Origin of the sequence: Streptomyces sp. B3I8 (genome assembly GCF_030816915.1) — a bacterium.
GTDB lineage: Bacteria > Actinomycetota > Actinomycetes > Streptomycetales > Streptomycetaceae > Streptomyces.
On sequence record NZ_JAUSYN010000002.1, the window covers coordinates 1,949,044 to 1,975,914 of the forward strand.

General features: G+C 69.1%; 3 protein-coding genes. All 3 read right to left on the reverse strand.

Annotated elements, in window-relative coordinates:
• Positions 1-5: 5 nt before the first annotated feature.
• A complete protein-coding gene (locus QFZ64_RS10860; RefSeq protein ID WP_307064675.1) occupies positions 6-21,788 on the reverse strand; it encodes a hypothetical protein in 21,783 nt (7,260 codons plus the stop codon).
• Between the two features lie 480 nt (positions 21,789-22,268).
• Positions 22,269-26,357 carry a type VII secretion protein EccCa gene (eccCa, locus tag QFZ64_RS10865; RefSeq protein ID WP_307064676.1) on the reverse strand — a complete coding sequence of 1,363 codons (4,089 nt, stop codon included), beginning with the start codon at positions 26,355-26,357 and terminating at the stop codon, positions 22,269-22,271.
• 58 nt (positions 26,358-26,415) lie between these two features.
• A complete protein-coding gene (locus QFZ64_RS10870) occupies positions 26,416-26,847 on the reverse strand; it encodes a WXG100 family type VII secretion target (protein ID WP_307064677.1) in 432 nt (143 codons plus the stop codon).
• Positions 26,848-26,871 lie beyond the last annotated feature (24 nt).

Genomic DNA, 26,871 nt, shown 5'->3' on the forward strand with positions numbered 1-26,871 from the left:
CGTGGTCAGTGGTCCGTAAGGTGGCTCCGGCTCGTCCGTGCCCTCTCCCACCGCTGTGCGGCCTCGTCCGCCAGCGCCCGGGCCACGGACACCTCGCAGCCGACGCTCTCGCCGGCCGCAGCGGCGGCCTCAGCCGCGCGCAGGTTAGTCCTGGCGCTCTCGAGCGCGACCCGTGCCTCCTCGTATTCGGCTCGGATCATGGCCACCATCGGGTGCTCCGGCCGGCCGTCGTCGGTGTGGCGCTCTCTGGGCGCCCCTTCACCGGACGCACCGTCCGACATGCCGGACCGACCTCCGGTGTCGGCCTCGGCGGCGGGACTCTCGAGGCCCTGAGGATGGCCGTAGCGGATGTGTCCCGGGGTAGAGGCGTGACCGAGTCGGTGGGCGCCACGGTCGGCCGACGCGGACGGGTGACCGTAACCGCCACGGAGGACGTTCCTCGGTCCGCCGCCGCTCAGCGCCTCGGGGCCCGCCTGCGCGGGCTGGAGCACCGTGGCTCGGCGGCCGGCCGGAGCCAGAGCGGGGAAGATCTCCCCGACGGCGGCATCCGGGAGGGCCCGGCTGACCTTCCTCAAAGCTGAGGCCACGACATCCGCGGTCACTCGGTCCGGGGCCACCGCCATGGCGCGGGCCACGAAGTCCCACAGCAGGAGCCGGTTGATCCGACCGTCGGCGAAGTCACGGTGGGTCCTGCGGAGTCGGTCGGTCCGGTGCAAGGCGGCCAGATAGGCCGGGTAGTCGGGATGTTGCTCGAATCCGGCACCGAAGACGCGCCGCAGCAGGCGAACGAGCCGAAGAACACCGGACTGGGCCTCCTCGTCCACCGTGCCGGTCATCTCGTTCGTGAGGACGGCGATCCGCTCAGGGGTCGGCTCCGGCGCGAACATCGCCAGTTCGTTGCCGCTCTCGTGCCACTGCAGCGAGACGGAGTCCTCGAATGTGTCCGGTGTCGGACCGATCCAGGTGACCGCCGTGGTGGCCCACACGATGCGTCGCGTCGCGTTCGCCACACGCTGGCCCAGCGAAGTCTCGTCGAGGTCCTCGGGGCCATGGGGATTGAACCCTGCGAAGCAGATGAGGAGCACCAGAGGCGCGTCGTCCGGAAGATTCCGCACCAGTCCGGCAACCAACGTGGTGCTCTGCTCGGCAGAGAGTTCGACGGTCGTTCCGGTATCGAACGGGACCATGAACCCGCGAGAGGTCGGGTGGCCATGGGCAGCGATGAAGTACGGGCTCGGCGCACCGGTGACCCGCCGCCACGGCAACAGGAACTTCTCCGTCATCCGTCCTTTCCGGTCAAGCCTCATGCCCCAGCGCGTGTCGCCCAGCCGACGGAACCTGGACTCACGGGAGAACTGACCGCCCCCATGGGGATCCGACGTCATGTCGGCATCGGTGTGGAAGGCGTATCCGATCAGTTGACCCAGCCCGTCACGGATGTCGTGCCGGACGATAGGCGTACGCGCGGTCGGCCCACCCTCCGGGGTCGGCCGGCCGGAGGGGAAACCACTCATGGGAACGTCCGACTGGATGTGTCCGCCGTACGCCGGGGGCAGGTGTCCGTTGAACGAACCCGCGGGGAACATCTCGGCGAGGGTGCTCCCGGGGCCACGCTGCGGGGCGCCCTGGACGGTGCGCAGCACCCGCAGGTAATGGTCCCTTGTCAACGGCTGGGCGGCCGGCAGCGCCAGGGCCCGGGACACCAGGTCGCGGAGCATCCGGGCGGTCAGGAGGGGCCCGCCGTACCCCGGAAGTTGCCGGCGGAGGTGGTCGACTCTGACCAGTGCCTGCACAGCCGACCGGAAGCTCGAGCCGGCCTCGAAGCCCGGATACTGCGAGGCGTTCTGCCAAGTCCTTCCCAGGGTTTGGCGCAGCACGCGGACCAGTGCCTGGATGTACGCGGACCGCATAGCGGGCGGGAGGGGCGAGCTGGGCAGGACGACGAGTGCGTGGTCGGCGAGTTCCGCGGCCGGCAGGTCCGGCCAGAACGGCACCAGCTGTCCTGCATTCCCCTGGGCCTCCCGTGTGACGGACATCGCGGCACGGCCCACCGACGACCATTCGCCCGAGACGACGTCGAGTTCGGTGGTCACGGCCCAGACCAGGCGCCCGGTCCCGTTGGCCACCAACTGGGGGATCGGCGGCCGGCGTTCGTCCCAGTCGTCCGGTGCGGACGCCGCGCCGTCGAGGAGGAGCACCAGGGGTGCGTTGTCCGGGAGCGTCTCCGCCGCTTGCGGGATGCCGCCGGAGTACCGCCCGAGCAGGTTGCCCAGGAGGGTCGCTGCCTCGCGCTCGTCGAACTGGAGCGGATCGCCACCCGTGGTCGCGAGTTCGACTCCCGACACAGCGTTGGACGGGGCGGCGAAAAAGATCGGCGCCGGTTCTCCCGAGGCCCGCCAGGGGAGCGCGTAGCGGGTGAGTTCACGCCACTGTCGGCCGACGAACTGTCCGTCCGACGCCCAGGAGATTTCCGCGAGGGCTTGGTGCAGGTCGTGCCGGGAGGCGTAGCTGCCCGGGTGAGCCGGTGACGTCCACCGGGTCCGGCCGAACGAGGCGTAGCCCACCAGGTTCCGCCGGGCGTCGCGGAGCGGGTGGAGCAGGAGCGACGGGCGGGTCAGCTCAGGCCAGACGTCCGTCAGGGCGGTGTTCCGCGCCAACGGGATTCTGCTCGAGACGGCGTCCAGGACCCGTCGGTAATGGCCGTGGGACAAGGGCTGCGTGGGCAGCAGGATCATGATCCGGGTCACCAGACGCCGGAATACGTCCGCGGTGAAGGGGCCGCCCTGGAACTCGGGCGACTGCCGACGGAGAGTGTCGATCGCACGAAGCGCCCGGATGTCCCGGAGGAGCCCGCCGTTGGCCTCCTGGGCCAGGTATCGCGAGGCATTCTGGAAGGTTCTCCCCACAGTGACGCGCAGCAGCCGGAGCAGTCGAAGGACATACGCGGACTGCTCTCCCTCAGCGTTTCCCAGGACCGCACTGGTCAGGGAGCGGAGTTCCTCCTCGCCTGGCTCGGGCCAGAAGGGCAGCACCCGGCCCGGAACACCTTCCTCGTCCCGAACGAGCGCGACAACCGGCTGGTTGAGCGCGCCCCGGCCGCTGTGGGTGGCACCCGTCATGGTCACCGGCGCCCACACCAGTCGCCGGTTCAGGTTGGCCACGTACTGGGCCAGTGGCGGGGACTGGAGTTCGTCCTCACCCGGTGGGACGGCTCCGGTACGGCACGACCACAGCACCACCGGTGTCTCCGCGGGAAGCGTGGGCAGTACCCGGGAGACGAATTGGGCGGTTCTTTGCTGGTCCAGCGGCATTCTCAGGTCGTTCGGCATCGCGACCTGTATCCAGGTCGGCGACCCGTGCGCGGCGAAGAAGACGGGCAGCGGCTCTCCCGGGGCCCGCCAGGGAAGCGGGAAGGAATCCCTCTCATGCCAGGTACGGCCGTTGCCCACGGTAACGAACCAGCCGTCCACGGCCTGGGTCATCGTCTGCAGCTGGGGCAGCAGAGCCCGCATCGAATTGTCTGCGCCGACGGCGGCCCCATGCGTCCACTCCGCATCGTGGTAGGAGGCATAGCCGAACAGAACCCCCTGGGCGTTCCGCAGTTCACGGAGGATGGGGAACGGCTGGGGTCGCGCCGGACCCGCCGGTGCAGCGCTCACCGAACGCTGCCAACCCTGCGCATCCTGTCGGCCGCTGCTCGTCAGGAACGGCCCTGTGAGCATCGGGGGCCGACTCTCCGCGTTGCCGCGCCGACTCCCCGAGCCACCCGCGACGGGCTGCTCCGGGACTGCGGCCCACTCAACGACCGGCAGACCGTGCCGTCTGCCGACGCGGCCGGTCTGCAGGATGTCCGCGATCGCCTCGGCCTTGTACCCCGACCACGCCAGCCTCAGATCCTGCGGCAGCATCCGATACGCCCTGACGACATCCCCGGTGCCGGCACTATGCGCGTCATGGCGCTTCGCCAAGGCTCGATTGACTTTTCTACGCAGGCTCTCGAACTCTTCGGCAGTGAGTTCCGGTAGGACTCGGTTCGCAACGCGATGAGGAAGAGGCCCTCCGAGGGCGTGATAGATGTTGCGCTGCTCGTCAGTGAATTCCATGCCCATGACGAGACCGAGGAAATGCTCCGCCGGGTATTCTTTAGGATCTTCACCGTATACGCTCACCGCCCGTGCGTGCGGCAACACGGAGGGATGGAACTGAGTATCGACCAGGTCCGCGAAGCGCGCCGAGTTGTGGGTGTAGTGGAGGAAATGGCCGAGTTCATGGACGACGACGGCCGTCCCTTGGTCCTCGAAGCGCATGTCGGCCTGGACGATCACACCGTCCCTGGTGACGGCCCTCTTCATTCCCTTCTTCAACAGCTCGGAGCTGAGAAACACCCGATTGGGCGGAACAAACGCGGCATACTCGTCTTCGTCATTCTCGTCGACCTCCTCAATACGGAGGTCCGCCTGCACCTGGAGGCGACGGTTGTACTTGGTGAGGTAGACGTCGAGAGCCGGCACGTCGAAACCAGCCGCTTGGACCCAGGCGACCGCTCGCGAGGCCTGCGCGATCCTCTGGTCGGTCAGCCATCGAGGCTCCGTAGCATCGAAGTGATAGGTGATGACCGTGGTACCGACCGAGCGAACCTCGGCAACGAGAGCACGGAAGGGTGTATTCCTGTCGGAATTACCAGAACCGGCAGGGCGCTCAAGGTACGCCGCCAGTTCGGGGAATTCACGCCACTGTGAAGTGTTCCTCAGAGACCATATCGCGTTGTCCGGGACGCCAACAGCAACATACACGCCGTTGCGGCTGTCGTCCGCTTCCTGATACTGAAGCGCCTCCTCGGCTTCTTTTTGATAGTTGTCCATCAATGCTGCCGGCGACAGTGTGCCGTCGGGAAGACGCGGGAACAAGTACAGGAAACCGACGTCGGAATTGTCTTCGTCTCGCGGGACCCGCGCAACGTACGGGGCAAGCGCGGGATCGATCCGCTTGTAGGCAGCGCGCTTGGCCTTGTTGAGCCTTACGGGTGCGCCACCGGATCGGGTGGTACGGAGCCGGGCGTCGGTGGCGGCGAGGGCGCGGGCGACCTCCTCCGCCTCCCGCATGGGGATCTCCGGGCTGCGAAGGAGATGACGAGCAAGGACGACAATGTCCTGATCCACTGGATCCAGGGCCGTGAAGTCCTCCGCATGCTCCTCCAGCCTCGCGAACAGCCCGGGCTCGACCTGCTGGAAGCGAGCCGTCACGTCATACGCACGGATCACCGCACGATGGACCCGGCCCTGTGGCCTATCGGAGTCGGGCGACTTCGACCACACGCGCTGGAACGCCGCCAAGGCCTCCTCGCCCCGCTCCGGGGGCAGCGCACCGATCGCACTGGCGTCCCCGGACTCGGAGGGGCCAACGGCCTCGGCTTCCCCTGCCGCGGTGGGAGGCGCGAGATCAGTTCGGACAGCATCCTGGTCGAGCCAAGCCACCGAGGTACTGGCCATGATTTCGCCCCGCGTCGCGGCAGCCGGGTGGGTCTCGTCGGCCTGGGCACCACCCAGCATCCGACCGACCCGACCGGTCTGGATCACATCCGCGACCGCCGCAGCCATGAGCTGCAGATAGGAAAGCCGGATGTCGAGCGGTAGTCCTCGGTGGATCCGGGCGACCTCTCGCTGATTGACGACGCGAAGGAAACCGCGCCTCGCGAGAATTCCGTTAGCTGCTTCGAGCAGCAACTGAAGCTGCTGCGACGACAGCTCAGGGGCCGATACCAGGAACGGTCTGGCAGGGATCGGGCCACCCAAGGCGGAATACAACGCCGCCTGATGTTCAGTCAGTCTCTTGCCCATCACACGAGCCAGAAATGCCTCAGCCACGAACTCTGCGGCGCTTCCCCTCGCATAGGTACTCAGCGATGCCGCCTTCACCTCCCAACCAGGGAGGAACCTCGTGTCCATGAGGTCTGCCTTGATCGATGCACTTTGCACCTCGTGCAACAGGTGACCCAGTTCATGGATGATGAGTCCCTGCCCTGGGTTCGCGACCTGCAGGGACAAGGCATAGAAAACACCTTCACTGTTGCGTGCCCTTTCATGCGTTCCCGACAGTTGAGGCGAAAGCACGAGGAGGTTCGGGTGACGAAACTCCCCCACTGCCCCCCCGAGCAGGTCTTCCTCGACAATCCTTCCGTCAGCCCTCACCTGAATGTTCCGGGTGTACTTGGGGAGATGAACCTGGAAATCGGGCACGTCGAATCCCGCAGCCACAACCGCCTGGACCGCTCCGCTGAGCTGCCCAATCCGTTGATCGGTCAGGCGTGAAGGCTCCGTAGGGTCGAGGGTGACGGCAATACTCGTCGCACCAACGACGACATTCCGAGTGATCATCCGGTCACGTGCGGTGTTCCGGTCGGTGTTGTCCGATCGCGTGACACGGGCCAGATACGACTGCAATTCCGGGTATGCGTTCTTGACTTCGGGAGTGAGCAGGGAGAGCAGAGCGGTATCCGTCATTCCGTGGGCAACGGACACACCTCCCCTGGACGCGATATTGTCAAGATGCTCTATCCCCTCACCCCTCAGGAATGTGCGATAGAAATCCAGAGCCTGATCCGACACCGCATTGCTCCGGGGAACCCGCGGGAACAGCAGCATTCGAGCAACGGAGTCCGACAGAACCTCTTCCCTCGAAATGCGTTCTACGTAACGTGCGAGGCTACGGGTCAGCTGGTGGTAGGCAGTGAGCTGGGCCGGGTTGAGCCGCACGGGTGCGCCGCCGGGTCGGGTGGTGCGGGGCGGGGTGGTGCGGCCGGCCAGGTCCCGGGCAAGGTCCTCGGCCTCCCGGGAGCCGGCCTCGGGACGGCGGTACAGGTGGTGAGCGAGAACGACGATGTCCTGGTCCACCCCGGACAGCCCCGCGAAGTCCTCGGCATGCTCACCCAACCGCGCGAACAGACCGGGCTCGACCGGCTGGAAACGAGCCGTCACGTCATAAGCCCGGATCACCGCACGGTGCACCGGCCCCTGCGGAACCTCACTGTCCGGCGACTTCGCCCACACCCGCTGGAACCCGGCCAGAGCCACCTCACGCGCCCCGGACGACAGCCCGTCCGCCACACCGCCGCCCTCGGACCCGGCACCCGGCCGGGACGCCTCCGCGACGGCCGGGAGGACGGTGTCGTCACCGGTCACCACCTCGCCGGGCCGACCAGCGAAGGTGCCCGCGACGGGCTCTGCGGGCACGGCGACAGCCGGATGCGGCTGGGCACCGCCCAGCATGCGGCCCACACGACCCGTCTGGATGACGTCCGCAACCGCCGCAGCCACCAGTTGCAGGTAGGAGAGCTGCACGTCCAGGGGCAGTCTCCCGTACGCCCGGGCAACGTCTCCCAGACGGACAGGACGACGGTCGCCGCGCCGTGCCAGAAGCGGTACCACCCTGTCGTGCAGGCGCTGGAAGTCCTCCTCCGACCTCGGGGGAGCGGACAGTATCGATGCCCGGACGGGGAGCGGGCCGCCCAACCCGGCGTACAGCGCGGCCTGCCCGTCGGTCAGCGGCATGCTCAGCACTCGGGCGACGAAGGCTTCGGCCACGAACTCCAAGGGCTCCGCGCCGGCGTAGGCGCTCAGCGACGTCGCGTGCGGCACCGACTGCGTGCGGAGCCGCGTGTCCATCTGGTCCGCCTTGAGTCCCGGTTTCTGCGCGTGGTGCAGCAAGTGACCGAGCTCGTGGACGACGACTCCCATCCCGTAGTTGTCGAACCGCATGGCCAGGCCGTAGAACACGCCCTGGTCATCGCGTTGTCTCGGGCCCGGGCTCAGCAGCTGGGGGCTGAGGAGGAGATAGTTCGGGGACTCGTGCTGTGCAATCGCGCCGCCGAGAAAGTCTTCCGTGACGATCTCTCCGTGCGGCCCCACCTCGATGCGACGGGTGTACTTGGGGAGGTAGGCCCTGAAGTCGGGCACGTCGAAGCCCGCCATCAGAACGAACTGGACGGCCCGTTGCAGCTGCTGCATCCGGCGGTCCCTCAGGAGCTGCGGCTCCGTGGGGTCGTACTCGACGGCCACGCGCGTGGTGCCGATGGTGAGCTGCCGGAGGCGGAGCAGATCGCCGGCGCTGTTGCGGTCGGCGTTGCCGGAGCCCGCGGGACGCGCCAGGTACGACTCCAACTCCGGGTAGTCGGCGCGAATGCCGGGTGCGAGCAGGGAAAGCAGAGCGGCGTCGGTGAGGTTGTCGGCGACCGAGACACCCGCGGCGCTCTCGACGCGCCGACGGTCTTCCTCACTCTCGTGGGCAATCATCTCAGTGAGGTAGTCCATCGCTTCGGACGTCACCTCGCCCTGGGTGGTTCGTGGGAAGAGATACGCCCGGAGCGGGGAGTCCACCTGAATCCCCTGCCTGGGGACGCGCGTGAGGTGAGGGGCAAGACGGGGGGTGATCGTGTGGTAGGCGGCGCGCTGGGCGCTGTTGAAGCGGATGAGGGCGCCGCCGGGCCGGGTGGTGCGGGGCGGGGTGGTGCGGGGCGGGGTGGTGCGGCCGGCCAGGTCCCGGGCGAGGTCCTCGGCCTCCCGGGAGCCGGCCTCGGGACGGCGGTACAGGTGGTGAGCGAGAACGACGATGTCCTGGTCCACCCCGGACAGCCCCGCGAAGTCCTCGGCATGCTCACCCAACCGCGCGAACAGACCGGGCTCGACCGGCTGGAAACGAGCCGTCACGTCATAAGCCCGGATCACCGCACGGTGCACCGGCCCCTGCGGAACCTCACTGTCCGGCGACTTCGCCCACACCCGCTGGAACCCGGCCAGAGCCACCTCACGGGCCTCAGGCACCTCAGGCACCTCAGGCACCGAGCCGGCCGGCTGCGACACCGAGCCGGAAACGCTGCCGCGGGGTTCGTCGAGGAACGCGGCCGGCACCGCGGAATGCCGTGCGGACCCCTGCTGAGGCAGTTGAGCACGGCTGCCCGTGGCAGCGGCCGGAGGCGTCGCGGGCTCGGAGGCGTGGTCGGGTCCGGTGAGGAGGCGCAGCGTCGGCGCCGGTCCTCCCCAGGTGTTCGCCGGAACGGTCACCATGGCCTGGGCGGGGCCGGGGACGGTCGGCTCCGCGTCGGCCATCGTGCTGGTGGCCGGTGCTCCCTGGTGGCTGTCGCCGGCGGGGTCGGTGGTGGGGGCGAGGGGGTGGGGAAGGTCCCGGATGACGGGACCGCTGGTGATCACCGTGTGGATACGGGCCAGATCCTCGTCGCTGAGGAAACGGCCACCCCGGGGATGGGCCGCCATCACCGACCCGCCCTCGCGCACCGCCGACAACCCCGGACGGTGCCGCAACGCCATGGCCGGATCCAGATACTGGTCCTTCAGCCCCACCATGTGGCCGACCTCATGACCCAGCTGGAAGACACTCGTGGGCACACCATCACCCTGGGACAGGAACCAGTCCCGCGTCGTGGTCGCACCACCGCCCGCATGCACACGGACACGGTGATGAGCCGAAGCCCCGTCACCGACGAACTCCACGTTCACATGCAGCAGATCCCCGCCCGGCAACCGGTAACCCGCCCCGTTCACCTCCCGCGCGAACAGACCCGCCACCCGGTCAGCCACCTCACGCACGTCACCGTCCGCAACACCACCCACCGGCACCAGACGCACCCGAACCGTCAGATCGGCCACCCACACACCCGCGGCCGTCTGGAAACGCCGCACATCGAACCGGATCGCCGCATGCGACCCCGCCAGCCTGCCGTCCCGACGCACACCCGACCGCGCAGCGTCGAACCACTCCGTATCAACCCGCGCCGCCTCCGCCAGCACCCGCAACCCCGCGAACACACCCACCGACGACCCCGACGACTCGTCCTCTCCGGCAGACACCTCACCGAAGCTGTCCTCGGACACCGGAGCGGCCGTCCAGGTGGGGGCGGCATCCCAGCCGGTCGCCAGCGTCTTGGCACGGGTCTCGACCTGCACTGCGTGGCCGTACCTGGCGAAGAACTCCCGCAACGTCCTGGCGTACTGCTGGATCACGGGCTGATCGAATCGCCCGTGCATCAGGACGACGCGTTCCACATCGGACCAGGCCACGGTGCCGTGGATCTGGGCCTCGAAGTACGCGTCCTTGAACTTGAGACCGAAGAGGCGCTGTGCCCTCTCCTCGTCGATGGCGCCGTTGACGACGATCCTGCGCAGGTCGGGGTCGTAGGCGAAGTCGGTGGCCTCGGCGAAGGCCAGCCGAACGAGGGACTCGTGGCCGTGAGCGAGCAGGGGGAAAAGGTGATCCGGGCCGGTCACTCCGCGGACGCCGGCCAAGCCGGCTTCATCCATGGAGTCGTAGGGGGTGTAGGTGACCCTGCCCCGGACGTCCTGACGCAGGTAGAAGACCGCCTCGCCGTAGCCTTCCACACCCTGCGGCCGCAGCGGTGAGGTCAGCGCTCCGTACTTCGGCAGATCCTGCTGCCCCGCAGGCTCCGGTGCGAAGTACACCGGCCCTCGGCCCCAGAGGGCCAGAGGGGGTTGGTGGAACCCGCCGTCGACCGTCGTACGCCGGAGAGAGGCCGCGTATCCCAAGCGTTCCTCGACCTGTCCGCGCTGTCGGAGGTAGGCGTAGTACTGCAACACGAAGTCGGCCGGCGGGATCTCCCAGATGGAGCGAAGCGCGACCTGTGGACTGGCCAGCATCCCGGCCAGGACGGTGCGTCCCGCCCGTATGGCCGAGAGTCTCACGTTCACCGTGACGCGCATCCGGTCGCGCAGATAGCCGTGCACCCGGCTGATCAGTTGACCGATGTGCGCATCCTGCAGAGGGTAGTTCCGCGCCCAGTGCCAGGTACCGCTCCGAAGCTTGTGGACGAGCGCCTGGCGGTCCGTGCCGGCCGACTGCTGTGTACGCCGTTCGATAACCACGAGAGCGGCCACCTGCGCGGGCGTGAGCCGGTTCAGCCGGCGATTCCGAATCGCCAACAGAATGTTCAAGTCCTCGACGATGCTCTGGGCATGCCGGCTCAGCGCCTGGTGGTACAGGACGGTGGTCTGCGTCCTGGGCAGTCGCTCGATCGTCCGCTGAATGGTCGCCACTTCGGTACGCATCCGGAGCTCGCGGCCTTGTGGGTCACTGGACATGAGCGCCCGGGCGACTTCGAGATCCCGGCCGCCCGGCACCATGTGCTGCGACGGGACCAGCGTCTCAAGGACCAGATCAGTCAGCTCCGGCAGTCGCGCCGGGATTATCGGTTCCCTCGGTGTGATGCGCCACGGAGCCCCGGCCAGCAGTTTGGTGAGGTGCTGGCCGGTCAGGCCCGTGGTCCGGCGGACATACCGCGCCACCGCCACGACCCTGCTCACCTGTTGGTGCGACAGCTCCCTCCACGCGCCCAGCCGCGGCAGCACGTCCAGCAGATCCGAGTCCGCCTCGGCGTCCGCTCGACGCCACTGGTCTTCCCACTCGACGGCGAGTTCTGTCTGGGCCTCGTCGACGGCATCCTCAATGTCCTCGGAGCGCAGCGTCTGGGCCAGGGACAGGTCACGGTTTCCCGGGCGGAAGGCGGTGGGCGCCAGCCCGCCGCTTCCGACGGAGAAATGGTGGCTCGTCAACGGCATCGGATACACCGATGCCGTCCAGGTGGCCGGGGCCGTCCAGGAGCCGTTTTCCTCCGCGGGCTCCGTCTCTGGCCGGAGGGCGTCGCGGTAACCCGGCGCGAACGAGAACCGTCCGTCGCCGATGTGGGAGGCATGCTGCCCCGGTTCCGCATCGGCGTGGGCAGGCTCGCTGGTCAAACCCATGACGTGGAGCATGTCCCGCGGCGGCCGCCCGGTCAGGCGTCCAGCGGCCACCGCGTCGTCGACGGCCTCGGCCAACGGGACGCCGGCCACGCGCGTGAAGGCATCGCGCAGCGCCGAAGGGGTGTGGACCCAATGGCTGGAGGCCCGGTGGCGAAGGAGGTCCGACAACGCCTGGGTGTCCACTGGGTCGAGGGCAAGGAGCCACTGGATCGCCGTGGCGTAGGCCTCCTCGGCAAGGGGCGCGTCCGTGGTGGTGATGCTGAGGGTGCCGCCGCTGTCGCCGGCGGTGTCGGTGGTGGGGGCGAGGGGGTGGGGGAGATCGCGGATGACGGGACCGCTGGTGATCACCGTGTGGATACGGGCCAGATCCTCGTCGCTGAGGAAACGGCCACCCCGGGGATGGGCCGCCATCACCGACCCGCCCTCGCGCACCGCCGACAACCCCGGACGGTGCCGCAGCGCCATGGCCGGATCCAGATACTGGTCCTTCAGCCCCACCATGTGGCCGACCTCATGACCCAGCTGGAAGACACTCGTGGGCACACCATCACCCTGGGACAGGAACCAGTCCCGCGTCGTGGTCGCACCACCGCCCGCATGCACACGGACACGGTGATGAGCCGAAGCCCCGTCACCGACGAACTCCACGTTCACATGCAGCAGATCCCCGCCCGGCAACCGGTAACCCGCCCCGTTCACCTCCCGCGCGAACAGACCCGCCACCCGGTCAGCCACCTCACGCACGTCACCGTCCGCAACACCACCCACCGGCACCAGACGCACCCGAACCGTCAGATCGGCCACCCACACACCCGCGGCCGTCTGGAAACGCCGCACATCGAACCGGATCGCCGCATGCGACCCCGCCAGCCTGCCGTCCCGACGCACACCCGACCGCGCAGCGTCGAACCACTCCGTATCAACCCGCGCCGCCTCCGCCAGCACCCGCAACCCCGCGAACACACCCACCGACGACCCCGACGACTCGGCCGGGGTTTCCTCCACTGTCGGTACACCGGCCGCGGGCCCGTCCGCGACGGCGGGTGCCACCCAAGCGGGAGCCGCGGTCCCCTGATGGGTGGGCGCGGTGTACAGCTCCACCCGGAGCCCGAGGCCGCGCGAGGCGGCGAAGTCCTCGAGAATGCGCTGGTACCGCCGGTTCTGCCCGGTGGTGTGCGGGGTGTCGAGCAGCACGACGCGTTCCACGTCGGACCAGCGCACCGCGCCGTGGATCTGGGTTTCGAAGTATTCCAGGGGTTCACCGAAGAATTGCTCGGCCGCCGCATCGCTCACTCGCCCGTCGATCACGATGCGGCGGAGTTCGCGGTCGTAGGCGAAGTCGGTGGCCTCGGCGAAGGCCAGCCGGACCAAGGACTCACGGCCGTGAACGAGCAACGGGAAGAGGTGATCCGGGCCAGTCACTCCGCGGACGCCGGCCAAGCCGAACGCGTCCACGGAATCCTCCGGGGTGTGGGTGACTCTGCCCCGGACGTCCTGACGCAGGTAGAAGACCGCATCGCCATACGCGTCTGCACCCTGCGGCCGCAGCGGCGAGGTCAGCGCTCCGTACCTCGGCAACTCAGAGCGTCCCTCCCCGGTCGGGGCGTAATGCACAGGCTCCCGACTCCACATCGGCGGCGGGGCAGGATGGGTCCCGCCACCGGCTTCCGTGCGCCGGAGGGTCGCGGCGTATCCCAGGTGTGTCTCGGTCTCGCCGCGGCGCTGCAGGTAGGAGACGCCCAGATGGGGGGCCATCTCCCAGCGGTTGCGGAACAGCACCTCGTTCTCGAGGAGGCGGTCGAGGACGCGGACCCCCTGCCCGTCCCTCGCCTCGATATCGATGTTCACCGTGATGCGCATCCGGTTACGCAGGTGGCCGTGCACCCGGCCGAGCAACTGACCGATGTGTACGTCCTGCAGCGGATAGTTCCGCGCCCACGCCCATGCGCCGCCGCGGAGTCGACGGACGAGCTCAGCCATCTCCAGCGAGGCGACCTGCTGACCGCGCCGCTCGATCACGACCATCGAGGCCATCTGCGCCGGTGTCAGCCCTGCCGGTCGGCGGTCGCGCATCGCGGAGAAGATCCGCAGATCCTCCTCGACGCTGCGGGTGTGCCGTTGCAGCGCCTGGACATAGGGGGCCGCCGTCCCGTACCGGGCGGCGTTCATCACCCCGGTGCGAGCCCGGAGGTACTCCTGGCGCAGTCCTTCCCCGGCCCGAGGGCCGTCCACCATGAGTTCCCGGGCGATCTGAAGGTCGCGCCCGCCCGGCACCATCTCCTGGGAGGGAACAATGGCGTCATACGCCACCTGGCGCAGCCAGGCGAATCTGATGGGGTTGAGCGGGGTGATCGAGGTCAGGTTCCAGGGCTCGTCGGCCAAGACGTCGGTCAAGCCCGTACCGGTCGTACCGGTCATTCGGCGAAGGTGGCGCACCGCTGCGACTGCCTCGGCCACCTGGTCCGGGGTGAGGCTGTGCCACGCGCCGAGCCGCGGCAGGACTGTGAGCAGGTCGATGTCGGCCTCGATGTCCGCGGTGGTCGTCCTGGCGCCGGTGGTCCGCCCCCGTGCCTCCTGCCGCTCGGCCGCCGCCCGCTCATCGGCGAGTTCCGCAAGGACGCCGTCCACGTCCCTGGCGGACCTCGCCGACCGCAGCACCTGGGCCAGGAACCTGTCGCGGTCCCCGGGCGTGAGCGCGGTCGACCTCACCGGGCCGTCGAGCGGGGAGGTGTACCAGCTCGTCAGCGGCGTCGGAGTCGCCCAGGTGGCCGGAGCGGACCACACGTCGTCATGGTCCTCGGCCTCCGGGCCGGAGCCGGTCCGGCCGGCCGGGGCGACGTCCTCGGTGAACTGGGGTGTGTGGGCCGGTGGCGCTGTCTCCTCGTACGTGGCCCCGGGAACCTGCTCCGCCCTCTCCACCAGGACTCGGGCCGCGTCGGCCGAAAGCGTTGTCTCCGGCGGGCTGTACAGCTCCACCTGGAACGCGAGGTCGTGCTCCACGGCGAAGGCCTCCAGGCGACGCCGGAGTTCTTCCTGCCGGGCTCCGTCGCCCTCGGTCCGCACCAGCACGATACGTTCCACGTCGGACCAGGTGACCGCGCCGTGGATCTGCGTCTCGAAGTAGTGGGTCGCCGAGTCCTCCCCGAAGAACTCCTCGGCCTGCTCCTCGTCGATGGTTCCGGCGAGGATGAAGTCGAGCAGGTCGGAGTCGTGGGCGAATCCGGTCGCCTCGGCGAAGGCGAAACGGACGAGGGGCGCGTGGCCATGAGTGAGCAGCGGGAAGAGGTGATCCGGGCCGGTCACTCCGCGTCCGCCTCTGAGACCGGGCTGCTGGAGCGAGTCGCCGGGGGTGTGGCTGACCCGGCCGCGGACTTCCTGGCGCAGGTGGAAGGCCACGTCCCCCCACATATACGCGCCCTGCGGTTGCAGCGGCGAGGTCAGCGCGCCGTACTTCGGCAGCTCGGCCCGGCCTGCGGGGTCCGGGTCGAAGGTCACGTCGCCGGCGTCGCCCCGGTGGGCGGGCGCGGGGTGGTGTCCACCGCCGGCGGTCGTACGCCGCAGGGTCGCCTCGTAGCCGAGACGGGTCTCGGTCTCACCCCTTTTGTCGTAGTAGTCCCGGGAACGGCCCGCCACTTCCCAGACGTTGCGGAACAGGGTCACCGGCTCCTGGAGCAGCCGGTCCGACAACAGGCCGAGGCTGACGTTCACGGTGACGCGCGTCTGGTCACGCAGGTAGGCGTGGACCCGCGCGAGCAGCTCGTCGATGTGCGCGTCGTCGAGCGGGTAGTTCCGGGCCCAGGCCCACGTGCCGCCGCGAAGCGTCTCGATGAGCTTCTGCCGTTCCGCCTCGTGCACTTGGACGGCCCGCCGCTCGATGACCACGAGCGCGGCGACTTGGGCAGCGGTCAGCCCCGCGAGGCTCCGGTCGCGCAACGCGGTGAGGATCCGCAGGTCCTCTGCGACGCTGCGGGTGTGCCGCCACAGGGCAACGAGGTACTGGGCCTCGGCCTCGTCGGTGTTCACCAACGCGACCTCGGTCTGGCGCAGTTCCTCTTGGAGATCGTGCTCCCCCCGCGAGGGGTCGTCCGACAGGAGGTGGTGGGCGATCTGCAGGTCACGTCCGGCCGGGATCATCTCCTGGGAGTAGGCCAGGACGTCGTTCACCTCCTCGTGGAGGACCTCGAAGGTGTCGGCGGTGATCGGGTCCGTTGCGGTCAGGCCCCATGGCTCGCCGGCCAGCAGCCCGGCCAGGGCGGAGCCGGTGGCCCCGGTGGTCTGCCGGGCGTGTCGCACGGCCGCGACGATCGCGGCCGTCTGGTCGTGGGACAGCTCCGCCCACTCGCCGAGCGGAGTGAGCACGTCGAGGAGGTCCGCGTCGGCCCGGACGGCTTCGTCGGCGGCGTCGTGTTCGATGCGGGCAACTGCCGGACCCGTGTGGCCGTCGTCCGAACGAAGCGTCTCGGCAAGGGCGTGGTCGCGGCTCCCCGGCTCCGGCATGGTGGGCCTGACGCGGCCGTCGAGCGACGACGTGTACCAGCTCGTCAGCGGCAGCGCGGCTACCTCGAGTACCCGGCCGGACACGGGCTCGGGCCGGGATGCCGGCACCGGGCCGTCGTGGGTGACGAGTTCGGTGGCCGCAGCGGGCCGGGCCTCCCGGCCGGTGATGCGAGCCAACCGCCGCTCGGCTTCGGCCAATATGACACCGGTGGTGAGCACATGCCCGTGCGCGTTCCTGATGGCCGAGCCGTCGGAGATGCCCTCCCCCGCGGCGTAGGCCGTCTCAGTGGCTTCGAGCACCTCACGTGCGTGGAGGTACTCGCGCAGCGCGTCGGTGTGTGCCTCACGTGCCTCGGACTCGTCCGGCTCCTCGACCGGGTAGGCCGGGTGCTCGGTCGCGGACTCCGTCCCGGACGCGGCCTTCCGGCCCTTGCCCGGGTGTGTCAGCGGTGTGGCCCGGGGGCCGTCCTCCGCCGTGTCCCCGGCCGTTTCGCGGAGCCAGCCCTCGGCCGGGTACTCGACGACGGTGTGCGGGAACTCCGCCGCGAGATCGTGGTCGGCCTCGTCGTTCGTCGAGGTCGGTGCGGGCACGAGTGCGGAGGCGGACCCGGTCGCCGGGGACACGTACTCAGGTATGAGGTCGACGGTGAAGCCGAGATTGTGCGCGGCGGCGAACCGCTGGAGCTTACGCTGCTGCTCTCTGACCTGCTCCAGGTTGCGGGCGGAGTGGACGAGGACGACGCGGTCGAGGTCGTGCCAGGTCACGTCGCCGTGGATCTGCGCCTCGAAGTACTCCATGTGGGTGATCCGGAACGGTGGGACGCGGTCCTGATCGCGATAGACGCGGAACTGGGCATCGTAGGCGAAGTCGGTGGCCTCGGCGAAAGCGAGCCGGACGGCCTCGTCCCAGCCGCGGGCCAGCAGAGGCCACAGCTGGTCGGGCCCGGTGATCTGCTGGGCACCGCCCTCGCCGGCGTTGAAGCTGTCGCGGGGGGTGAAGGTGGCCCGGTCGCGCACTTCCCGCCTGAGATACAGGACGGCGGAGCCGTAGTTGAACGCGGCCAGTGGCCGCCGGGGGGACGTGAGGCCGGCGTACTTGGGCAGGTCGGCACGTCCCGCGTGGGTGGGCACGAACGCGTGGCCGCGCGCCGACTCGTTCCGGTATATGCCGCCAGCGTTGTCCCCACGCCTGACGGAGCCGGCGTAACCCATGTGTTCCTCGGCTTGGCCCCGCCTGTTCAGGTAGACCGCGTTGTCGGGGCTGACCTGCCAAGCGTTGACGAGGAGGGGGCCCGCGGGACCGGACGACAGCAAGTGGTCCAGGAGGGTTCCGGTGTCGCCCAGGTCCTTGTCCAGCGGAACGTTGACGGTGAGGTGCATCCCGGTGCGGAGGTACTCGTGCACCTGGTCGACCAGGCCGTTGATATGTGCGTCGTCGAGCGGGTAGTTCCTCGCCCAGATCCATTCCTCACCGCGAAGCCGGTCGATCAGCCGCTGCCGCTCCTCGGCGGCTGTCCGGTGGCCGCGGCGCTCGGCCATGACGAGGGCGGCGGCCTGCGGGGGGCGCAGCGTCTGCCACACGCCCCGGGGCCGCATTCTCTGGAAGATCACCAGGTCCTCGCGGGCCCCTTCGATCTGCTCCCGCAGGATACGGGCGTACTGGCTGCCGGCGTCCTGGCGGCGGAGTTCACCTTCGAGCTGGGCAAGGTGGGTGCGGAACGCCTGCGCGGCGGCCCCCGCGTCGTCCGCCACGAGCCGGTGGGCGATGACGATGTCCCGGCTGCCGGGGATCATCATCTGCGTCGCCGGACCCCGGTTCGTCGACGACGGCTCGACCGCGTAGTTGGCGACCGGCGGAGCGGACAGCGGGAGAGGATCCACCCGCAGGATCTCGCCCGGTTCCGGCTCGTGGTGACGGTGGCCGGCGAGGCCGAAGCGGCGCAGCCACTCCGAGGCTCCTCCCACCAGCCGTTCGTCCTGGGGATCGGCGATGTCGTCCACGAGGGGCGGCGAAGTCCGGCCGGTGGCCTGCTGCCACAACTCCGTGGCCCGGGCCAGTCCGGCGTCCGTCACCAGGACGCGTTCCCAGGCGGCGGCGACGGCCTCGCCGTCGGGGGACGAGGAGGTGCTCATGCCAGCGGCGTACGTCTCCTCGGCGCCGGCCAGGTTCTCCAGTGCCCGTCCGTAGGCGTGCAGGGCCTGGATGTAGATCTCCAGTGCGTCGGCCTCTTCCAGAGGCTGTGGTACGTCGAGTGGCGACTCGACGGGCGTACTGAGATCCCTGGCCTTGCCGGTGTCCGGACGGGACGAGTCGGCCCCGGTGCCCACCCCAGCGGTGGCCATGTCGGGATCGGGGGTGCCGGGGCCCGGCAGAGGATTCGGAGTACCACCGACCGTGCCGACCCCCGGTCCCCCGGTGGCGGAAGTCTGGGCCCAGGGCGTGGGAGCGGACGCGTCCGGCACGTGGGCAGACATGACCGGGTCGGGCACCGGAGTGTCCTGGGTGGAGATGCTCGGGACCGGCTCGCTCGAAGCCGGTGTGTTCGGCACCGGGAGCGAGACGGCAGCAGCCTGTGCGGAGACGGAAACCTGCGAGGCCGCGAACGCGCCCTCGGCGTGGTCCTCGGCGTTCCTCGGTGGGAGAGCCGCGGTCAGCGGCGGATTCTGCTGGTCCGTGGTCAGAGGAGCCGGTGTCGCTCCTTCCTCCACTCGGGCCTCGTCGATGGGGCGGACGCCCACGGAGTCCTGTGTCGTGGCGTCGTGGACCTCCGAGCCGGCCGAGCGCTCGGGCGTGATCGCCTCGGTGAGGCGCATCTCGGTGAGGCGGTCGGCGAAGCCGCGGTTGACGCTCGCGATCCGCTGCCCGCCACCACTGCGGTAAGCGTCGGCGAGGCGAGCGCCCCAGTCGTTCGCCTCGGCCTCGGACATACCGTGATCACGACCGTAGCGGGCGAGGTTGCCACCGCGCTGCTCCGGAGTGAGCGCACTGAGGTCGGTAGCGGTGTCGCCGGCAGCGTTCTCCTGTCGTAGGGCTTGCCCGGTGCGGGCTTCCCTTGCGTTCGCCGCGTCGCGGGCGGTGCCGCTGACCCCCGTAACGGGGTCGGCGCTGCCTCGGTTCAGGGTGGCCTGGAGGGACAGGGAGTCGATGCGGTCGGCGAAGCCGCGGTTGACGCTCGCGATCCGCTGCCCGCCACCACTGTGGAAGGCCTCGGCGAGGCGAGCGCCCCAGTCGTTCGCCTCGGCCTCGGACATACCGTGATCACGACCGTAGCGGGCGAGGTTGCCACCGCGCTGCTCCGGAGTCAGGTTGCCGACCTGTCCGAAGCCGGCCGTGGGAATGTCCGTGTCACTGGTGCCATACGTTCCACCGGTGGTGTCTTCGGGGCGGTTGTCCTTGGTGCGTGACGGCTCGGGTGCGCCGTGCCGGCCGGTGTCCTTCGCGGACGATGCCGTGGTGGATGTGGATACACCCCCGCGTGGGCTGCCGGACTTCTGGGACGGGGCGGGCCGGTCCAGTTCGACGGTCATTGTCCGGCCGTTGCCCGAACCGGACGGCTGATGCTGGGTGGAGGTGCTACCACCCGTGTGGGGGTCTCCCGAGTTGGGGGGAGTGGTGTCGTTGCTGCCACTGCGGCCGGCCGAAGGCGAGGTGCTCTCTCCATGGCTCGTCGGGCTGACGGTGCGTTCGGTGCCCTTGGCCGGGGTGTTGAGGATGTTCTCCGTGAGTCGCGCGCCGTCTATCCCGGCGACACGCTCACCGAACTCACGATTGACCGCCGCGACCCGACCCGCATCACCACTGCGATGCGCCTCCGCAAGACGACCACCCCACTGCGCCGCCTCACCCTCAGACATCCCACGATCCCGCCCGAACCGCGCAAAATTACCCCCACGCTGCTCCGGCGAAAGCCGCTCCAACCCCCTGTCAACCCCACTCACCAGATCCCGAGCGGCCTGATCACCCTGCAAACGACGATGCACAGCCAACTCACGCGCATTGGCCGCATCACGAGCCGTACTACTCACACCCGTCCCGGCATCAACCCCACCCCGATCAACAGCCCTCTGCACCGCCAACGAATCAACACGCTCACCGAACTCACGATTGACCGCCGCGACCCGACCCGCATCACCACTGCGATGCGCCTCCGCAAGACGACCACCCCACTGCGCCGCCTCACCCTCAGACATCCCACGATCCCGCCCGAACCGCGCAAAATTACCCCCACGCTGCTCCGGCGAAAGCCGCTCCAACCCCCTGTCAACCCCACTCACCAGATCCCGAGCGGCCTGATCACCCTGCAAACGACGATGCACAGCCAACTCACGCGCATTGGCCGCATCACGAGCCGTACTACTCACACCCGTCCCGGCATCAACCCCACCCCGATCAACAGCCCTCTGCACCGCCAACGAATCAACACGCTCACCGAACTCACGATTGACCGCCGCGACCCGACCCGCATCACCACTGCGATGCGCCTCCGCAAGACGACCACCCCACTGCGCCGCCTCACCCTCAGACATCCCACGATCCCGCCCGAACCGCGCAAAATTACCCCCACGCTGCTCCGGCGAAAGGCCCTCGGCGTGGGCAGAGACGCCGGAGCCGTCCGTCGCGTCGGTGTGCCGGGCGCTCACGCCCTGAGGCGAGGGGCTGCCGCCGTCGGTGCCTCCCACGGTGGTCACCGGACGCGTGCCCGTGTTCCGGCCCGTGATCGGTACACCGGCGTCGGCCCCCGCCCTGGTGGAACCGGGGCCCGACGGGACGGCGTTGTCCGGCGCGGCGGTGTGCGAGGTGGGCCGTGCGGAGGAGGAGCCACCGGAAGCCGTGGCATGCGTGGGGTTCCCGGGCCGCCCCGGGGACGGCACAGGGCCACTCCGGCTGCTGCCGCCACCGGCGTGAGTGGGCGCGGGGATATCGCTGCCGCCCGCATTCGGGACCGGTCGCACGCCGCCGGCGGTGGTGCCTGCCGGTGTCGGAGAGGTGTCCTGGGACACCACGCGGGCAGGACCGCCGGTGACGGATGCCGTGTGGGGTGTGCCGCCCTGCGGTGCGCCGGTGGACGAGCTGCCGATTCGGGCGGGTGCTGTCCCGCCCGTGGTCTTTCCGGTGAAGAACACACCCTCGGGGGTCGACACCCGTCCCGCCGGCGACGGGACGGGTGTCCCCTTGAAGGCCGTCGCCTTGCCGGCCACCGGCGTACCTGCCTCCGGCGTGACCGAGGCCCGTGGAACGCTCGGGGGCGTTGTCCTGCCCGCCTCGAGGCCGCGCGGGGTGGAGGCGGCACCCACACCTTTGACACCACGCCAGTTCGGCCCCATCCACACACTGGTGGCGGCGCCGAGGCCGGCGTTGATACCCACCGAGGTCCAGTCGACGTGGAATTCGCTGCCGGTCGCCCAGCTGGCCAGAGCCTGCGCGAACAGGTCCGTGCCCAGTTGGAACGCGGCGCCGAGGGCGGCGTTCACGGCAAAATTGCCGACCCACGACATGCTGCCCATCGCAGTGATCACACGGCTCACCACATTGACGATGAAGGACAGTGCCTGACCGACGACACCGAACAGCGAGGCGAGCAGGGCCCCGATTCCGGGGAGGACGAAGCTCAGTGCGAGACCGAACAGGGACGCGAGGCCGGCGAGTGCCTCCGCCTTGTTCATCTCTTCGATGGTCTCGTCGACCGTGTTCGCGTACGACTGGAGCGCCTCACTGATACGCCAGGCGGTGATCGCCGCCTCCAGCAGTTTCAGCGCGACGCCGCTGCCCGGAGCGCCTCCGTCGCCCTGTGTCTCGTACGCGCCCCTGGCCGCGTCTCCGGCCATGCCGGTCCACTGGACGGAGCCGATGCTTCGGGATCCTTCCAGTTGCAGTTCGCGCATCCTGTCGCCCTGAGCCATGAAGGCTGCCGCGAGCTCACGGATCGGGTCTGTGTCGAAACTGATGGGCATGGTGAGGCCGTTTCTTGAAGCGGCGGGGCCGCGACTTGAGCGTGGCGAGGGGTGTCAGGAAGGGATGGTGGCTACGAGTTCAGGGTCGAGAACCGTCTGGATGACGACCGGCTCATGCCGTCGGCCGACCAGGACGCCGCGACCCGGCTGTCGGCGGGCTGCTCGTTGGTCCGCGAGGATGCCGCCCTCCCTCGGGTCGCCTGAGAGGATCAGGCCGCCTGTCCCGTACTCGTGCAGCCGGCTGATCAACGGGTCCGAGACAAGAGCCCGCGAGATACCGCCGGTGCGTCGTGCGATCACGATGTGCAAGCCGATCTCCGCGGCGTGCGTGATGTATTCGGCGAGCGGCGCCAGCGGACCTCGGGAGCCCGGCGCTCCAGAGACCAGGTCGTAGTCGTCCACGACCAGGCACAACTCCGGCCCGCTCCACCAACTGCGCGACCGCAGTTCTTGGGGAGTGATGTCGGGTGCGGGCATCCGCTCCTTGAGCTTCCCGACGAGTTGTTCCACATACGCGGCGGCATGCTCGCTGTTGGCCGCCTGGGCGCCAAGGTATTCGTCCGGGACCACTCCCAGCAGGGATCGGCGGTAGTCGACGACCATGAAACGGATGTCCCACGGGGAGTTCCGCTCGGCCATGGCGTGCATCCAGGAGCGCAGGAAGGACGTCTTGCCGGATCCGGAGTCACCCACGACCAGGAAATGGGGGTCGCCCGAGTTCACGTCGACGACGGCCGGGGTCAGGTCCGATTCCGTGATACCGATCGGGACCGCGGTGGCGGACTCCGCCGTCCCGGTTTCCTCACTTCCTGTACGCACGGCGGCCACCGCTGCCTGGAGGTCGGCCACCGTGATGCGGTCGGGCAGAACACGCAAGGGCGGGGCGGTCGGGCCGTGGTGGCCGGCAGCACATGCCGCGATGGCTTTCTGCTGCGCCTCGGCGAGACCCATCAGGCTTTGCGTTCCATCGAGCCGGGGCAGGGCGATGTGCATGAGCTCACCGGGAAAGACGATGCCGCGCCCGGCGACCGCGGAAGCGAGCGCACGAGCCGCCTTGCGGTTGACCTCGGACTCACCTGGTTCGTTGAGTCGCAGTTCCAGTCGGCCGCCGATGTTGTCGCGCAGATTGGTGCGGATCTCGCCCCAGCGGTTGGCGGTCAGCAGAAGGTGCACACCGACACCGAGACCTCGGGTGGCGATGTCGTGGACGTAGGTTTCGGCCTCTTCCACGGCAGTACGCAGGGCTGCCCAGTTGTCGACGACCAGAACCAGGTCGGCGGCGTTCAGGCCCTCGGGAAGGCGCCCCTCGGTTCGGAGCCGGCGGAAGTCGGCGGCGGAGTCGATGCCGTGCTGCTCGAATATCCGTTCGCGGTCGACGACGGTCTGTCGGACGACGGCGAGTGCGCGCCGGACACGTGCCTCGTTGTGCCGGGAAGCGACGCCGGACACGTGCGGGGCGTCCTCGAACGAGCCGAGTGACCCACCACCGAAGTCGACACAGGTGAACTGCAGTTCGGCCGGTGTATGGGTGGTCATGGCGCTGAGGAGCATGGTGCGCAGGGCCATGCTCTTTCCCGTCTGCGGGGCGCCCACGAGGGCCATGTGTCCGTGCGAGCCGGCGAGGTTCACCACGAGGGCGCGCTGTGCCTGCTGTGCGGGCAGGTCGAGTACTCCGACGGGGAAGGCGAGGCGGCCGAGCGGCATGATCTCCTCAGCAGCCTGCAGACCCCGCTCCGAAGTGTGCGCGAGGGGTCCCAGCAGGGAGTCGAGATCGATGTGAGCCGGCAGGGGCGGCAGCCACACCTGGTGCACAGGTCGTCCGTGCAGACGTATGCGCTCGACCGCGACCTCCATCTCGGTCCGCGTGCCGGCTACGGGTACCGGGACGGAGGCTTGTTCGGCATCCGATTCCTCGGAGCGGGCACGCAAGGCGTGCTCGGAGGTGCGCAACCCGAAGGGCACCGGTGCGACCACCGGGTTCGTGTCAGGGTGCTCCGCGTCCGCTCCGAGATGCGGGGCGGAGATGTGGGCGACGCGGAACCGCACGTAGACCGACTCGTCGACCTTGAGATATGCGGAGCCGGGGAGTGACGGCAGTTTGTAGGCGTCGTTGGTGCCGATCACAGCCTTGCTCTCGGCGGCCGAGAAGGTACGCAGGCAAAGGCGGTAGGACAGGTGGGATTCCAGGCCCCGCAGGCGGCCCTCGTCCAGGCGCTGCGTGGCCAGCAGCAGGTGCATGCCCAGCGACCGGCCGACGCGGCCGATCTGCACGAACAACTCGATGAACTCGGGGCGCTGGGACAGCAACTCGCCGAACTCGTCCACCACGATCATCAGGTAGGGCATTGGCTCCAGCGGCCTGCCGTCGGCGCCGGTGGCGCCCTGCGCCTGCAGCATCTGGTACTCGCGGACCGAGTCCACATTGCCCGCGTCACGCAGCATCTGCTGGCGGCGCTGCTGCTCCCCGGCGAGGGCGGCCCGCATCCGGTCGACCAGGGCCAGATCGTCGGCGAGATTGGTGATCAGGCCCGCGACGTGCGGGAGTTCGGTGACGCCTGCGAAGGTGGCCCCGCCCTTGAAGTCGACCAGGACGAAACTGAGGTGTTCGGGCGAGTGGGTCATGGTCAGCCCGGTGACCAGGGTACGCAGCAGTTCACTCTTGCCGGAACCGGTGGCACCCACCACCAGGCCGTGCGGACCGATACCGCCCTGCGCGGACTCCTTCAGGTCGAGCACGAGTTCCTCACCCGAGCCGGTGATCCCGATCGGCGTACGCAGGAGTGCCTCGTCGTCGGGGGTACGCCAGTTCGCACTGGCGTCGAAGTCGGCCAGGTCGTCCACACCCAGCATGCGCGGCAACGAGACAGTGCGGGCCAGTACCTGCTCCCGTTCTCCGGACAGCCGCAGCGGGGCAAGGGTTCGCGCCACTTGTTCACATATCCCTGGCTCGACCTCGTCGGCCACCGCGTTCTCCACCATGCCGGCCAGTGACGGGTCGCGGCTCTGCAGTGCGAGGCTCTGCGAACCGGTCAGGCGGACGCGAACGTCGACACGTCCGGGTTCCTCGTTCTCCTTGCCGACGAGGCAGATGACGTGAATACCCGTCTCGGGGCCGGCCAACGCGAAGAGCTCGGTGATGAGCGGAGAGCCGGCCCAGGTGACGTCTGGGCGGTAACCGTCGAGCACGACGACGCAGCGTCGGCCGGGATCCCTGGACCGCACGGCGGACAACACAGTCGCCCGCTCGGCAAGCTCGGTGCGGGCGCGTTCCAGCCGCTGTTCCAGAAGGTCCGCGATGCCGTCGAACTCGTTGGCGACGCCGGGCAGGATTCCCGCCTCGGCGGACGAGTCGGTGTCATGGGTGTGTGGCAGCCATTTGGCCCACTCCCAGGGGGAGCTGGTGCCGTTGCCGACCGCGGCACCGTCAGCCTTCTCGTTGCCGGAGAGCAGAAGGAGCTGGACGCTGTCGGGGTCGTGGAGTACGGCGAGTTGGAGCAGCAGCGCGGTGGCTGTGGCGCGTGTGCGTTCCCGGGTGCCGAGCAGGCTGACCACGCCCGAGCGGGACAGATCGATCCAGGCCGGCTGCAGGCCCACGGTGGAGCAGTCACGGATCAGCCGCTCCAGCGCGCGCTGGGACTGCGGCTCCACTTCGGTGGTCGGGTCGCTGCGGTTGCCCTGGGTCAACTTGAGCTGGGCCGCGCCGGTGCCCAGCCCGAGGCGGAGTCTGAGGAAGTCGACGTCGTCCTGTCGGCGTTCCCAGACTCGCCTGCGGTGCGTCGCTATCGCCCACAGCCGGGCCGGACTGGGGAACACGAAGGCGGCCGCGAACCGCTGAGCGGCAGCGGAGGCACGAGCCTGAGAGCGAATGTCGGAAAGATAGTCCAGGTAGCGGTCGCGCTGGCGAACGCGCTGTCGCTCAGTGTTGTTGGAGTACTGCCAGCGCACCCAGAGAGTGACGGTGATGGACAGGACAACGAACGACACCCCGAGGACGATCATCCATGGGCGGCCGAAGGTGACCATGTAGGCAGCCATGCTGACGCTGCTGAGGAGCGGCAGCAGGATCATCAGCCAGTTCGACGCCTGGTTGTTGACCGGCTTCTGCGGTGGGGCGGCGAGCGAAATCTTGCTCTCCTGCACCATGGGGGGGATGGTGCGAGCGGGGCGGTGGAAGGCTGTTCTGGTCATGAGGGTGTCCGTCTCACCAGTCCGCAGTGATGGCGGTGACGGTAATGTCCGTCCGGTCCGAGGGAGGGGAGGTGGGGGTGCCGCTGCCGTCACCAGGTGCGGCGAGACCTTCGGAGAACTTCCGGAACATGTCGGCGATCTCGATCTCGATGTGAGCACTTCCCGCTGCCACAGCAGCGGTGCCGCTGGCAAGGACGTTGAGGACACCGCTGCCGGCGTCGCCCTCGCTGCCGAACAGTTCACGCATGACGGCCGTCCAGCGCTGGTTCATCGCCTGGGCCTCCTCCTGGGTTTTGCCGGCCCAGCCGAGTGCCAGCCCTTCCAACGTGTGCTGGATCGAAGTGATCGAGTCCGCGACATCCTGGGCGAGTGATCGGAGCCGGTTGGCGCTCCCGGCGAGGCCCGTGGGGTCGATGTAGAGAGACACCGAGTCGTAGTCAGCCATGTGTATGGGGGGCATGCCGTCTCC

Coding starts and splice junctions, on each gene's coding strand:
- eccCa (WP_307064676.1), bottom strand. CDS start 26,357: ATGGTGCAGGAGAGCAAGATTTCGCTCGCCGCCCCACCGCAGAAGCCG.
- QFZ64_RS10870 (WP_307064677.1), bottom strand. CDS start 26,847: ATGGCTGACTACGACTCGGTGTCTCTCTACATCGACCCCACGGGCCTC.